Origin of the sequence: Streptomyces sp. ALI-76-A, assembly GCF_030287445.1 — a bacterium.
In the GTDB taxonomy this organism is placed as follows: Bacteria; Actinomycetota; Actinomycetes; order Streptomycetales; family Streptomycetaceae; genus Streptomyces.
Genome location: NZ_JASVWB010000002.1, coordinates 441,795 through 454,424, shown reverse-complemented (window position 1 = coordinate 454,424; position 12,630 = coordinate 441,795). Strand labels below are relative to the sequence as shown.

Sequence of the window (12,630 nt, the reverse complement as noted above, 5' to 3'; positions counted from 1 at the left end):
GTGATCAGGACCCGTCGAGGGCGGGCTCTCCGGCGGCATCACCGGGCGCGCCGGCGGCGGCGCCCTGTTCCCGTGCCCGCAGTTCGCCCTGGCGCCGCCCCCGGCGCACACCGAAGTAGTAGGCGAGGACGCCGGCGCCCAGGGCGGCCTGGAGGGCGAACAGGGCCGACTCGATCTCACCGGACGGCGGCTCGTACAGGGGGGAGAACCAGGGCTCGTAGTCCGGGTCGATCTCGGTGATCGCGGTCTCCGCCTCGGCGTCGGCGCCGGCGAACGGCTCTTCCTTGTGGTCGCCGAGGCCGAGGACGAGCGGCAGCACGGCGAGCGCGGCCACGACGAACAGCAGCAGGGCGTTGATCTTCGCGTTCCTGCTCATCAGGCCACCGCCTCGGTCTCGGTCGTCGTGGTCCTGGCACGCTTGCCGGCCACCAGGACACCCAGCCGGGTCAGCTCGCCCTTGCTGGACTGCACCAGCAGCCGCATCACGAGCACCGTGAGCAGGCCCTCGCTCACCGCGAGCGGGATCTGGGTGACGGCGAAGATGGAGCCGAACTTGCCCAGCGCGCCCACGAATCCGCTGCTGGGGTCGGGAAAGGCGAGCGCCAGCTGCACACTGGTCACGCAGTACGTCGACAGGTCGGCGACGAACGCCCCGAAGAAGACGGCCACCATCAGCGGCGCCGCACACCGCCGCAGCAGTCCGTAGATCGCGTATCCGGCCCAGGGACCGACGATCGCCATCGAGAAGACGTTGGCGCCCAGTGTGGTCAGGCCGCCGTGGGCGAGCAGCAGCGCCTGGAAGAGCAGGGTGATGGTGCCCAGCACGGCCATGATCGGTGGCCGGAAGAGGATGGCGCCCAGTCCGGTGCCGGTGGGGTGTGAGCAACTCCCGGTCACGGAGGGCAGCTTCAGGGCGGACAGGACGAACGTGAAGGCCCCGGAGGCGCCCAGCAGCAGGGTGCTCTCGGGATGTTCTCTGACTTCACGGGTGAGGGAGCGGACTCCGTGGACGACGAACGGCGCGGCCGCGACGCCCCAGGCGACGGCGTGCGCGGGGGGCAGGAAGCCCTCGGCTATGTGCATGGCTTGACAGACCCTTTCCAGCACCTCGTGGATGGTTGACGCGCCTTGGCCGGTCTCCTGGCTGACGGGTACCACCGCCCGTGCTCCGCCTTCCCGGGTCACAAGGACCCAGTGGCTGCCCGTTGAGGGCTGGAGCCGGACTTCCCGATCACAGTGGCGAGGGCCGCACCGGCATCACACCGGATTTCCCGTTCACCAAGGCGTGGTGACAATAGTGCCCGCCCAGGGCCGATGACAAGCGCGCCTCAGGGGCGTGAAATGGGCCTTTGCCCGCTCACGTGACTGGGTGTACGCCCGATCCGGGTCCGCCGGGCGCGCCGGTTCCCTCGAACACGGAGATGTCGTGACCGTGCCGGAGGCGTACGGTCTCGGGCCGATCAAGGTGAGGGCGATCACCGGCGACGCGGTCGAGACGGCCGCGCCACTGACGGGGTCGGGATCCAGCGTTTCGGGCTGTTCCGGTGGCGGCGGTGTGTCCTCGGAGGGCAGTGGCGGCGTCGGGCTCAGCTGCGGCGAGGGACCGGCCGCGACCATCAACGGCGCGATGAGCCTGAAGGTCGTCGAGCTCCTCGACGCCGCTGCCGTACTGAGTATCGAACCCGTCGGGTGACGTACCGCTCGTCCCTGGGAGATCAGCGCGGTCCCGTACGACTCTCAGGGACGCGGCGACCGTTCCGGCGCTCGCTCCGCCACTCGGCGGGCCCGGCTCCCGCACGGCTGTTGTCCCCCGGCGCACGTGAGCCGCAGCGACAGGAGTCCGTGGCCACGCTGCGGTCCGCACCCCGGCCATCCGTCCCACTTCCTCGCGCTCGTCGTATCCCGCTCCTTCGGTGATTCGGAGGGGACATCCGTGTTCTCCCGCTCGGCCCCGGTCGGCTCGCCGCCGGGCAGTAGCACCCGCCGTTCGCAGCCACCCGCCCCCCGCGTCTGTGACACGACCCTGTGAAACGCCCCGTCCGGGCCGGCTGCTCGTCCGGCCGGAAGGCGACTGCCGGAACAGCTCTTTGAAGGACGAGGACAACGATCCGCGAAGGCTCCGATGCCGACCAGGGCCGACCGGCTCGATTACCAAACGGGTCGACCTGTAAGGTAAGTCGGTATGAGCTCCTTTCCGTCCTCCAGGGGACGTCCCAGGGATCCCCGCTCGCACGAGGCGATCGTCAGCGCGGCCACAGAGCTGGTGATCGAGGTCGGCTACGCCGCAACATCGATCGGGGCGGTGGCTGCCCGTGCCGGTGTCGGCAAGGACACGGTCTACCGGCGGTGGCGGGGCAAGCCGGACCTGGTTTTCGAGGCCGTGTTCACGACCACCGACCATGCTCCGACCCCGGACACGGGAACGCTGGCCGGGGACCTGACCGCACTGGTGCAGGGCCTGGTCGACGAGTTCCACGCGCCTGCCGCCGCAGCGGCGCTCCCGGGGCTGCTCGCTGACTTCGCCGCCGACCCGGTGCTGAAGGCGCGCATCCGCAGCGACTTCCTGGCCCCCTCGAAGGAGCGGCTGCTGATCGTCTTCGAGCGTGCCGTGGAGCGCGGGGAGATCGCGGGCGACACACCCGTGGATCTGGTCCTGGACACGCTGGCCGGAGCCGTGCTCTTCCACGTCGGCCTGGTCGGGGAACATCCAGACCGTCAGCTGGCCGGCCGGCTGGCTGACGTCATCGCCAAGGGAATCGAGAACCGATGAACGGCTGGCTCCTCGCAGCGGGCATCACCGCGTCCGGTGTGGCCGCGGCGCACATCGCCGGCGGGCACCGGGATGTGGTGCGTCCGCTGCTGTCCTGCGGACTCGCAGACGAACCCAGAAGGGTTCTCATGCCGTGTGGCACATGGTGAGCGTCGACCTGGTGCTCTCCGCGGCCGCCTTGGTCCACCTCGCGCTGGCGGACGATACGTCAGCGACCGCTCTGATGGCGTGGTTCGTGGCTGCGCACTTCGGCGCGTACGCGGTCGCTTTCCTGGTCGTCACGCTGTCGGTCGGCTGGCCGAGGCCACTGCTCCGGCTGCCACAGTGGATTCTTCTCCTGCCGGTCGCGGTCCTGACAGCGGCCGGTGCCGCGTAGCGACAGCCCCGGTGCCCGCGGGGCCGGTCCAAGCCGTCGGCAGCCTCCCGCCCCACAACTGGGGCGTCGGTGCCGGGCAGGGCTGTCCGGGGCCACTGGACCTTGACCGTCCGTCACAGCACACCGAGCGCGATCCGGCCTCGCTGTCCGACCACGTCAACCCGCACGGGACCGGTCCCGGTGATCCTGCCGATCCCCGCCACCTCGAAGGTCTCCCACCTGGAGGACAACGTCTCCGCAGCGACCATCTGGCTGACGGACGACGAGGCCGCACGGCTGAGCGCCCTCGGCTGACCCTGACGGAGGCGCCCTGCCCGCGCTGGAGCAGCGGGACGCCCCGTCGGGCGGTGGGCGACGATGCGCCGCACAGCGGGACTGTCCGTACGGCGCGCCCCGCCCGCGCCTTGCCGGCCCCACGTCACAGCGCTCGTGAGCGGTACGACGGAGCGGGGTCACGGGAATTGAGGGAACACCTTTGTAGCACTTGACGGTTTTCTGGCGGTCAGGCCGACCTGAAGGCCAAGTCGCCGTCGCCGGGCGGCGCCAGAAACCCCATCACGTCGCAGAGCGCCGGGCGCCGAGGCGCCGGTGGATCACGCTCTTCCGCTGCGCGGGCGGATACGCACGCGTCCCGGAACCCCCGCGGAATTGTCCTCGATCGGTAACAGGGGGATCCCGCGGTGTTCTTTCTCCGTCCTGACGGAGTGCACGGGCTCCACCAGGACGACACAGAACAGGGCGGACATGGCGCGGCATGGCGGACGGGGATGGCACGGCCGGGTACTGGCGGCGGCGCTCGGGGTGACGGCGGTGGCTGCCGCCGCCTCGGTGTGGACCGCGCAGGCCGGGCCCGTCGAGGAGCGGCCGGCAGGAGCGGGCGTCTCCACGCGCCCGTCCACACCGGCTTCCGGCACCGACGGGGCACCGGTGGCGGTGGGTATTGTCCATGCCTCGGACCGCGGCGCCCAGGGCGTCAACATCACCATCGACGACGGGCCGGACCCGGTCTGGACACCGCAGGTGTTGCGGGTGCTGCGGGAGAACGGTGTGAAGGCGACGTTCTGCATGGTGGGCACGCAGGCGCAGGCCCATCCGGACCTGGTCAAGGCTGTGGTGGCGGCCGGGCACCGGCTGTGTGACCACACGGTGTCGCACGACACCACCATGGACACCAAGTCCGACGCCTACCAGTCACAGCAGATCCTGGACTCCGAACGCATGATCACAAAGGCCTCCGGGGGCGTCCGGCCGCTGTACTACCGGGCGCCCGGCGGCGCCTTCACCCCCTACAGCCGGCACCTCGCCGCCTCCCGGGGCATGCGCCCGCTGGGCTGGAACGTCGACTCCAAGGACTTCGAGCTCCCCGGCACCGACGCCATCGTCGCCACCGTCAAGAACGAGATATCCAACGGGCCGACCCTTCTCTTCCACGACGCCGGCGGAGAGCGCTCCCAGACCGTCGCCGCCCTGCGCGAGATCCTGCCGTGGCTGAAGCAGCAGGGATACTCCTTCGGCTTCCCGGTGCGCTGACCACCGCGGCTGCCCCGCCACGGCGCCGGCCCGCCACCATGGCCGGCCGGCATCCGCGAACGACGCCACGCGCTGCCGACCAGGAGAAACGCCGGCGAGCCGGCCGGGTCGGCTGTTCTCCTGGGTGACACGAACCAGCGGTGGGCCGGGGCACGGAGCGGGACTCCCATCCTGCCCCGATTCGGTCTCGCGTTCTGCGCGTTCACCTGTTCCGGTCCGGTGTCCGGTCGCGGCTGTGGTTGTGTGTTCGCGCTGTCGTTGCGAGGGATGAATCTGATGACTTCCAAGTTCACCGAAGCCGATGCCGCCCGCCTGTGTGAGGCGGCTTCGGGCGGGAAACTGGACCCGGACGCCAAGGTGACCGAGGTGACGCTGTGGGACGTGCGGGTGGTGCTGGCGTACCGCTGGGACCACGATGAGCACGCCCGTCGGCAGGCCGCGTCCGTCGGGCCGCTGGACGACCTGTGGCTGCTGGACGCGCTGTTGAAGCTGCCTGTGGGACGGGCGGTCCCGCTGACGTCGCTCGCGGGCCGGGACCGTCGTCTCCTTGAGCGGGGAGAGCCCGTCCACGCGTGCGAGCGGCGCGCGGGGGCGGTGGTGCGGTGGGCGGTGCCGCCGCTGTCGGTGGACCTGGCGGTGGTGCGCAGCGCGCACGCCGGCCTCGAAGCGCTGGACGTGATGCCGTTCGGCGCGTACGCCCCACAGGCCGTCTGGCTGGACGGTCCGGTGGACGACTCCGCGCGACTCCAGGCGGAGGCGGCCCGGTTCAGCACCGGGGTGGTGCACTGGCAGGGCGTGGACGAACCGCGCGTGCTGGTGCCGGTGCAGCCGCTGGCTGACGTGCACGAGACGGCGGCCGGCTGGCAGTTCGCCGAGCACGCCTATGCGCGGCTGCTCGGTGCTTCCGACGGGCTGGGACTGGTCAATCCGCTCCGGTTGCCCACAGGCTGAGGTCGGCGGGCGGTCCCGGGTCGCGTCGGCTGCGCCACAGAAGACTGGCGCGTTCGTGCGCTTCGATCGCCGCGTAGCAGCGTGCGCTCCACAGGTGGCGGCGCTCGCGGGGCGACGCTGCTCGGAGTTCTTCGGCCCACGGCAGCCAGACGGCCAGGTTGTGCTGCTCGGCTGCCCGGACATCGTCGCGATCGTCGCTGAACCGGGTGAGCGACTGTCCGTCGCAGACGGTGCAGTCGCACGCCGGGGGAGTGGTGAAGCCGTAGAGATGAGCGAGTTTGTCCGGGCGGTAGTACTGCATGAGGTCAGGATGCAGAACGTACGACTTGGGCCTGCCGCTGCGGTTGGCGTCCGGCCTGCCGACTGCGTCGGGCGGCCGGAAGGCGCGGCAGGAGTTCTGCACGCCGATCGACACGAACGCGGCGCCGCGCGTGTAGGCGTCGAGGCCGGCGAGTCCGGTGCGGATGAGCGCCACATGGTTGATGTTGTCGATCAGACCGCGCAGGCGCCGCGCTGAGGACCGGTCGGAGAGCGGGTTGCCGGCAGAGCCGAAGGCCAGCGCCTTCACATGCGGGACCCTGTTCAGTGCGTCGATCAGGAACCGGACGCTCTTGTCGGACCGTAGCCATCCGGCGGCGAGCGGAACCGTGAAGATGACCTGCGAATCGTCGAGCCGCTTCAGGCGGCGGGTCGCTGCGCTGACGGCCACGTCATCGTCGGCGGCGAAATAGCGGGTCGGGGTGAGGGCCGCGGCAGCACCGGCGGCCAGCTGGTCCCGCCCGGGACGGTCGATGTCGTGCGGCAGGGCGAGAAGTCCTGCCGTGTCGGGTCGGGGCCTGACGTAAAAACTCTCCGAAGCAGTGGCGAAGTGGTTCTCATAGTGTGCTGGGTCGGCAAGCACCGGCACGGTTCCCACTTGCCGCAAGGCGTCCTTGACATCGCCCAACGCCCCGGCCCCGCAGAGAACCGTGCCGTCACAGATGTGGGTGGCGAGAGCGGCAGCCTCCACCGTGCGGGTGTGCAGGAGTATCCGTCCCCTGATCGCTGCGACGGCTGGCTGGTCCCGCTCGGATAAATCCCCGCCCTGCTCCATCGAACGACCCCTCCCCGTCACGGACCGCGACTCCCCGTGTCACAGGGTGCAAGGTGCGGGTGAGGGCGGCAAGGGTGTGTTCACGCCGCGTCCAGCGTCTCGTTGTGCGGAGCACGGACGCCGGACGGGAGGCCTGCCGCCGCATGTTCACCGACTTCGGTCACGCTCGGGCCCTTCGGACCCCAGTGCGTGTGACTCGGTCCAGTCGAGGCGTGTCCGTCCGGGCAAGGCCGCCCTGGCGGGAAGACTCGGCGTCGACGGGGGCACGGGCCATCGGTCCGGCCCTCGCGCAAGGGGACCTCATCGGTCCAGACCGGCTGTTGGATCGGGCCCGCTGCTTCTGGCGCAGCCCGGTGCGCCCCTGTTCCTTCCGCCGGCACGCAGCCTAGAAGGCGCCGGGCGCGTCCACGTCGACCCAGCGGTCCCTCTCCACTTCCCACGGCTCCCGGTAGGAGGCACTCCTGGCCAACGCCGCGTTCTGGTGCTCAGCGAGGGCCGCCAGGGCCGGATGCCGTGGCAGTCGGGCGCAGTGCTCGCGGAAGGGGTCGCGGCGGCCCGGCCAGAACCTCAGCACGAACCAGCCGACGGGGACCGCGATCATCAGCCAGAGGATCACGACGAGGAGGAGTGCGAGCAGGGTGTCCACGATTCCGTGCGGCGCGGACTCCTTCCGCAGAAAGACGATCTGGACAGCGTAGAAGAGGGCCAGCGGCAGCGCGGTCAGGGTGGCGGCGGAGTGGAGGCCGTCCTCGCGGCGGTCGGACCAGCGTGGCACCTTGGCGTCCTCGGTACGCAGGAAGACTTCCCGGGCCGCTCTGAGCGGCGGGTCGTCGACGAGTCCGCGCAGGGTCGACCTGCCGCCGTGCCGTGTCAGGGCGTCCAGCAGCGCGTTCGGTACCGGGTGTTCCGGTCTGTACGCCGGCGGCTCCGCCGGACGGACGCGCCGCCCCGTGGTGAGGAAACCCTCGGCGTCGACCTCCACCATGCCGCCCCGGATCAGCTCGGCCGCCGCGGCCCGGTCGGCGTCCTCCGGCCACCCCGCCGTGGCGATGGCGTGGTACGGGTCGATCTCCAGCGAGCCGAGCCGCGCCGCAGCCTTGCGGTCGGCCCGGCCGCGCGACCACCAGGCGATGCCGAGCAGGCCGTACACGACGAAGGTGGCCGCCAACGCCACGCCCGCCACAGTGAGTTGAGCCATGGTATCGATCGTGACAGCGAACCTGCTCCGCGGCTAGGCCACCTCGCCCGCGATGGTCGGGGCCCCCTCTCGTGGTCCTTGGGCCGGCCACCTTGCAGGCCCTGCCGCGGACCTGATCGCACCGACGGCGGCAGAATCCGCCTCGCCACCTCAGGGAGTCAGCCGTCGATCGGGGCCGGCGGGCTGCGGTGCGCCGGCGTTCCGACGAGCGAACGGGCCCCATGCCGTGGAATCGGGCCCGCTCGGCGCCCATTGCGCCCATTGCGCCCATTGCGTCCATGGCGTCCACGGCGACCACCGCGCCCCCGACGCCGCCGGGCGGGTTGCCCCGCCGAGCGGGCCCTTGTCCGGCGTCGGTGGATGTCTCAGAACATCGCCTGGATGATTCCCACGGTGCGCGTCAGGTGCGGCTCGGCGCGGTCCGTGCGGTGGGCGACGGCCAGCTCCACACGTGCGTCGGGCCCGGCCAGCGGCAGGTAGGCGACGCCGTCGAGCGTGAGCGCGGTCACGGGCTCGGGCACGACCGCGACGCCGAGGCCGCCGGCCACGAGCGTGACCAGGGTCGAGGTCTCGCCGACCTCGTGACGGATGTGCGGCTCGACGCCCGCGTCGCGCAGGAGGCCCAGGACGACGTCGTACATCACCGACCGGCGGTCGGCGGAGTGCACGATCAGGTCGGCACCTGCCAGGTCCGCCGCCCGCAACCGTTTCCGGCGGGCGAGGGGGTGGTCGACCGGTACGGCGACGACGAGCCGGTCCCGGCGCAGCGTGTGCACGGTGAGGGAGGGGTCGGCCGCCACCGGGCGCAGCAGTGCGACGTCGATCGCGCCGGAGCGCAGCGCCTCGACCTGGTCGGGCGCGAGCATCTCGCCGCGGAAGGAGAAGTCGACGCCGGGAAGCTCCTCCGTGAGCCGCCGCGAGAGCGCGGGCAGGAGGCTGTACGTCGCCGAGCCCACGCATCCGATCGCGAGGTGGCCCACCGCGCCGGCGGCGACGAGCCGTGCGTGGTGGGCGGCCTCGTCGACATCGGCGAGGATCGCGCGCGCCCGCTCCAGGTAGGCCCGGCCGGCCTCGGTGAGGTCGACGCGGCGTGTGGTGCGGCGGAGCAGCTCGACGCCGAGCTCTGCTTCGAGCTGGCGGATCTGCGTGGACAGCGGCGGCTGGGCCATGTGGAGCCGCTCGGCGGCGCGACCGAAGTGGCGCTCCTCGGCCACCGCCACGAAGTACCGCAGGTGGCGCAGATCCATATGCTGTCCGTATCAATCGGCTGGGATACGCGTACTTCAGAATATCGTGGCTCGCGATTAGCGTCGCTGCCATGAGTGCTTTCATCTATGCCGCGACGCGGACGCCGTTCGGCCGCTTCAACGGCGCGCTGGCCGGAGTCCGCCCCGACGACCTCGCCGCCGCCGCGATCACCTCCACGCTCGCCAGGGTGCCAGGTCTCGACCCCGTCGGGATCGACGATGTGGTGTGGGGCAACGCCAACGGCGCCGGCGAGGAGAACCGCAACGTCGGCCGCATGGCGGCGCTGCTCGCCGGGCTTCCGGTGAGCGTGCCCGGCACCACGGTCAACCGGCTGTGCGGTTCGAGCCTCGATGCGGCGATGATGGCCAGCCGGGCGATCGAGTCCGCTGACGCCGAGGTGGTGTTGACCGGCGGTGTGGAGTCGATGACGCGCGCGCCATGGGTGCTGCCCAAGTCGGCGAAGCCGTTCCCGGTCGGCGATGTCACCGCGGTCTCGACCACGCTCGGGTGGCGGCTGGTCAACCCACGGATGCCCAAGGAGTGGACGGTCAGCCTCGGCGAGGCCAACGAGCAGCTCCAGGAGCGCTTCGACATCTCTCGGGAGCGGCAGGACGAGTTCGCCGCCCGCTCCCACCAACTCGCCCACGCGGCGTGGGAGTCGGGCTTCTACGACGACCTGGTGGTGCCGGTCGAAGGCGTCGACCTGACCCGTGACGAGGGCATCCGGGCCGGATCCACACCGGAGGCGCTGGCCGGGCTCAAACCGGTCTTCCGTACACCGGAGCAGGGCGGCACCATCACCGCGGGCAACGCCAGCCCCCTCAACGACGGTGCCTCCGCGGTGCTGTTGGGCAGCGAGAAGGCCGCGGCCAGGATCGGGACCGACCCGATCGCCCGTATCGCCGGCCGCGGTGTGATGGCGCTTGAGCCGCAGGCCTTCGGCTACGCCCCGGTCGAGGCCGCGAACCGGGCGCTGGCCCGGGCCGGGATCGGCTGGGACCAGGTGGGCGCGGTCGAGCTCAACGAGGCCTTCGCCGTGCAGTCGCTGGCCTGCCTCGACGCGTGGAAGGTCGATCCCGCCATCGTCAACCAGAAGGGCGGCGCCATCGCGATCGGGCACCCGCTGGGCGCCTCGGGCGGTCGCGTCCTTGCCACCTTGGCCAAGGTGCTGCGCGAGACGAAGCAGCGCTACGGCGTCGCCGCGATCTGCATCGGGGTCGGTCAGGGACTGGCCGTCGTACTCGAGAACTGCGGCGTCACGGAGACGGCCCAGTGAGCCGGGCGGAGATCGTCGAGAACGCCGATGCCGCGGTCGCCGGCATCGAGGACGGGTCCACGATCCTCGTCGGCGGCTTCGGCCTGGCCGGGATGCCCTTCGATCTGATCGACGCGCTCATCCGGCAGGGCGCGAAGGACCTCACGATCGTGTCCAACAACGCCGGCAACGGTGAGGTCGGGCTGGCCGCGCTGCTGGCCGCGGGCCGGGTGCGCAAGGTGCTCTGCTCCTTTCCGCGCCAGTCCGACTCCTGGGTCTTCGACGGCCTCTACCGCGAGGGGAAGATCGAGCTCGAGGTGGTGCCGCAGGGCAACCTCGCCGAGCGGATGCGCGCGGCCGGTGCCGGCATCGGTGCGTTCTACTGCCCGACCGCGGTCGGCACGCCGCTGGCCGAGGGAAAGGAGGAGCGGGAGATCGACGGTCGGAAGTACCTGCTGGAATACCCCATCAAGGGCGACTACGCGCTGATCGGCGCGCACGTCGCGGACAGGATGGGCAACCTCGTGTACCGGAAGACGGCCCGCAACTTCGGACCGGTCATGGCCACGGCCGCGACCACGACCATCGTCCAGGTCGGCGAGGTCGTCGAGCCCGGAACGCTCGACGCCGAGGCCGTCGTCACCCCGTCCATCTATGTCGACCGGGTCGTCCAGGTTGAGGCCCGCCGTTACACCGTGCAGGGGGCCCGATGACCACCACGCCAGCCACCACATCAGCCACCACGTCGAGCGGCCAGACGTGTGCCGGGCCACCGAGAAGTGCCGAACACCGGCTCTCGATGGACGAACTGGCCGCCGTCATCGCACGCGACATTCCGGCCGGCGCCTTCGTCAACCTCGGAATCGGGCAGCCCACCAAGATCGCCGACCACCTGCCGGCCGACTCCGGGGTCGTACTGCACACCGAGAACGGCATGCTCAACATGGGCCCGAAGGCCGAGGGCGACGCGGTCGACCCCGACCTGACCAACGCGGGCAAGGTCCCGGTGACCGAGCTGCCGGGGGCGGCGTACTTCCACCACGCCGACTCCTTCGCCATGATGCGCGGCGGTCACCTCGATGTCTGCGTCCTCGGGGCTTACCAGGTCGCCTTCGACGGAGATCTCGCCAACTGGACCACCGGCAAGCCCGACGACATCCCCGCCGTCGGCGGCGCCATGGACCTCGCCATCGGCGCCAAGGACGTCTACGTGATGATGACGCTCTTCACCCGCTCCGGTGAGCCGAAGCTCGTGCCGCAGTGCACCTACCCGCTCACCGGCGTCGGCTGCGTCAGCCGTGTCTACACCGACTGCGGCGTCTTCGACGTCGGCCCCGACGGGGTACGGATCCGGGAGACGTACGGCGTCAGCGCCCACGAACTCGCGGAGAGACTCGGCATCACGCTGGCTTGATCCGTGTCACCTGGCGCGTCCAGCCCGGCCACGGTCACCGGCTCGGGTGGGGAGAGCTCGTGTCTCTCCACACCCGAGCTGCGACTCCGGGCGAGGCGAGCACGGCGGCCCCGTGTACGCGCGGTGGGAGTCGAGCGGGGTGCCGGCGGGGTGGCGCGCACCCTGGGCGTAGGCGGGCCGCGTGCTGCGGGCGCGGCCGTTCCCCGGCCGTGGCGGCGGGATCAGCGACGCCAGGTACGGCGAGCTCCTCGGAGCCCATCTCATCGGCCCCGACGTCACCGAGCTGCTCCCCGAACTGACCTTGGCCCAGCAGTGGGACCTCACGGTCCACGAGGTCGCACGCAACGTGCGCGCCCACCCCACCCTGGGCGAGGCGGTCAAGGAGGCCGTCCACGGCCTCGCCGGCCACATGATCAACATGTAGCGGGGCGGTCGGCGCAGCGGCAGCAGGGTCCGTTGTGTCGGTGGCCGCCGATCACAGCGTCTACGGGACTCCACGCTCATGTGGGTGCTCAGAGCCGCGCGGGCAGACTGGGTGCCGGCCCGCCGTCGGTGAGACGCACGGTCCGGGTACGGGGTGTCCGGTCGCGTAGGCGGCGAGGCTCGGAGTCACCGGTCACCATGGCCGGGTCCGCGCCGCCGGGTATGCCCAGGGACGCTGGTTCGGCCGCCGCCGTCGGCCCGTAGCCCGACAGGAGAGACGTCCGCGGGAGCCCGGAAGACGGCGGACACGTCGTCGACGAGCCTCGCGCACACCTCGCCCGGGCCATCGTCGAAGCCGGCGCCGGAGTACAG

At 71.3% G+C, this 12,630-nt stretch carries 13 protein-coding genes, 1 pseudogene and 1 riboswitch; of the genes and pseudogenes, 9 read left to right on the top strand and 5 right to left on the bottom strand.

Features of this window, described 5'->3' with window-relative positions:
- Positions 1–4: 4 nt before the first annotated feature.
- On the bottom strand, positions 5–376 hold the full coding sequence (locus tag QQS16_RS02720) for an energy-coupling factor ABC transporter substrate-binding protein (protein WP_286059996.1): 372 nt from the start codon (positions 374–376) through the stop codon (positions 5–7).
- The gene (locus QQS16_RS02715) at positions 376–1,083 is read right to left on the bottom strand and encodes an energy-coupling factor ABC transporter permease (protein ID WP_286059995.1); all 708 of its coding nucleotides are present in this window, start codon (positions 1,081–1,083) and stop codon (positions 376–378) included. The genes QQS16_RS02720 and QQS16_RS02715 overlap by 1 nt, the downstream gene beginning before the upstream one ends.
- A 30-nt stretch (positions 1,084–1,113) precedes the next feature.
- Positions 1,114–1,298, bottom strand: a riboswitch (cobalamin riboswitch).
- Positions 1,299–1,426: 128 nt separating this feature from the next.
- Between QQS16_RS02715 and QQS16_RS02710 the strand changes: the two genes are divergently transcribed.
- The 5 genes from QQS16_RS02710 (at position 1,427) to QQS16_RS02690 (ending at position 5,627) form a co-directional block, all read left to right on the top strand.
- The gene (locus QQS16_RS02710) at positions 1,427–1,693 is read left to right on the top strand and encodes a hypothetical protein (RefSeq protein ID WP_286059994.1); all 267 of its coding nucleotides are present in this window, start codon (positions 1,427–1,429) and stop codon (positions 1,691–1,693) included.
- 489 nt (positions 1,694–2,182) lie between these two features.
- Positions 2,183–2,770, top strand: coding sequence for a TetR/AcrR family transcriptional regulator (locus QQS16_RS02705; protein ID WP_286059993.1), 588 nt, complete (start codon positions 2,183–2,185; stop codon positions 2,768–2,770).
- A 142-nt stretch (positions 2,771–2,912) separates the two neighbouring features.
- Entirely contained in the window at positions 2,913–3,146 is a 234-nt protein-coding gene (locus QQS16_RS02700; protein WP_286059992.1) for a hypothetical protein, read from the top strand.
- A gap of 744 nt (positions 3,147–3,890) precedes the next feature.
- Positions 3,891–4,676 (top strand): polysaccharide deacetylase family protein, encoded by a 786-nt coding sequence (locus tag QQS16_RS02695; protein WP_286059991.1) that lies wholly within the window; start codon positions 3,891–3,893, stop codon positions 4,674–4,676.
- Between the two features lie 276 nt (positions 4,677–4,952).
- Positions 4,953–5,627: a hypothetical protein gene (locus QQS16_RS02690; protein ID WP_286059990.1), complete on the top strand. Its 675-nt coding sequence runs from the start codon at positions 4,953–4,955 to the stop codon at positions 5,625–5,627.
- Here QQS16_RS02690 and QQS16_RS02685 read toward each other — a convergent pair.
- The 3 genes from QQS16_RS02685 to QQS16_RS02675 all read right to left on the bottom strand — a co-directional run bounded on the left by QQS16_RS02685 (position 5,599) and on the right by QQS16_RS02675 (position 9,165).
- Complete coding sequence (locus tag QQS16_RS02685; RefSeq protein WP_286059989.1) at positions 5,599–6,720, bottom strand: hypothetical protein; 1,122 nt, start codon at positions 6,718–6,720, stop codon at positions 5,599–5,601. The genes QQS16_RS02690 and QQS16_RS02685 overlap by 29 nt on opposite strands.
- Before the next feature lie 385 nt (positions 6,721–7,105).
- Positions 7,106–7,918, bottom strand: coding sequence for a hypothetical protein (locus tag QQS16_RS02680; RefSeq protein ID WP_286059988.1), 813 nt, complete (start codon positions 7,916–7,918; stop codon positions 7,106–7,108).
- Between the two features lie 365 nt (positions 7,919–8,283).
- Positions 8,284–9,165 (bottom strand): LysR substrate-binding domain-containing protein, encoded by an 882-nt coding sequence (locus tag QQS16_RS02675; RefSeq protein WP_286059987.1) that lies wholly within the window; start codon positions 9,163–9,165, stop codon positions 8,284–8,286.
- Positions 9,166–9,236: 71 nt separating this feature from the next.
- Here QQS16_RS02675 and QQS16_RS02670 point away from each other — a divergent pair, with 71 nt between their 5' ends.
- From QQS16_RS02670 to QQS16_RS02655, 4 genes and pseudogenes are all read left to right on the top strand, one after another.
- Complete coding sequence (locus QQS16_RS02670) at positions 9,237–10,442, top strand: thiolase family protein (RefSeq protein WP_286059986.1); 1,206 nt, start codon at positions 9,237–9,239, stop codon at positions 10,440–10,442.
- Positions 10,439–11,134 (top strand): 3-oxoacid CoA-transferase subunit A, encoded by a 696-nt coding sequence (locus tag QQS16_RS02665; protein WP_286059985.1) that lies wholly within the window; start codon positions 10,439–10,441, stop codon positions 11,132–11,134. The genes QQS16_RS02670 and QQS16_RS02665 overlap by 4 nt, the downstream gene beginning before the upstream one ends.
- On the top strand, positions 11,131–11,835 hold the full coding sequence (locus tag QQS16_RS02660; protein ID WP_502963748.1) for a 3-oxoacid CoA-transferase subunit B: 705 nt from the start codon (positions 11,131–11,133) through the stop codon (positions 11,833–11,835). The genes QQS16_RS02665 and QQS16_RS02660 overlap by 4 nt, the downstream gene beginning before the upstream one ends.
- A gap of 220 nt (positions 11,836–12,055) precedes the next feature.
- Positions 12,056–12,259, top strand: a pseudogene (locus tag QQS16_RS02655) (oxidoreductase dimerization domain-containing protein); the annotation flags it as partial.
- Between the last annotated feature and the right edge of the window lie 371 nt (positions 12,260–12,630).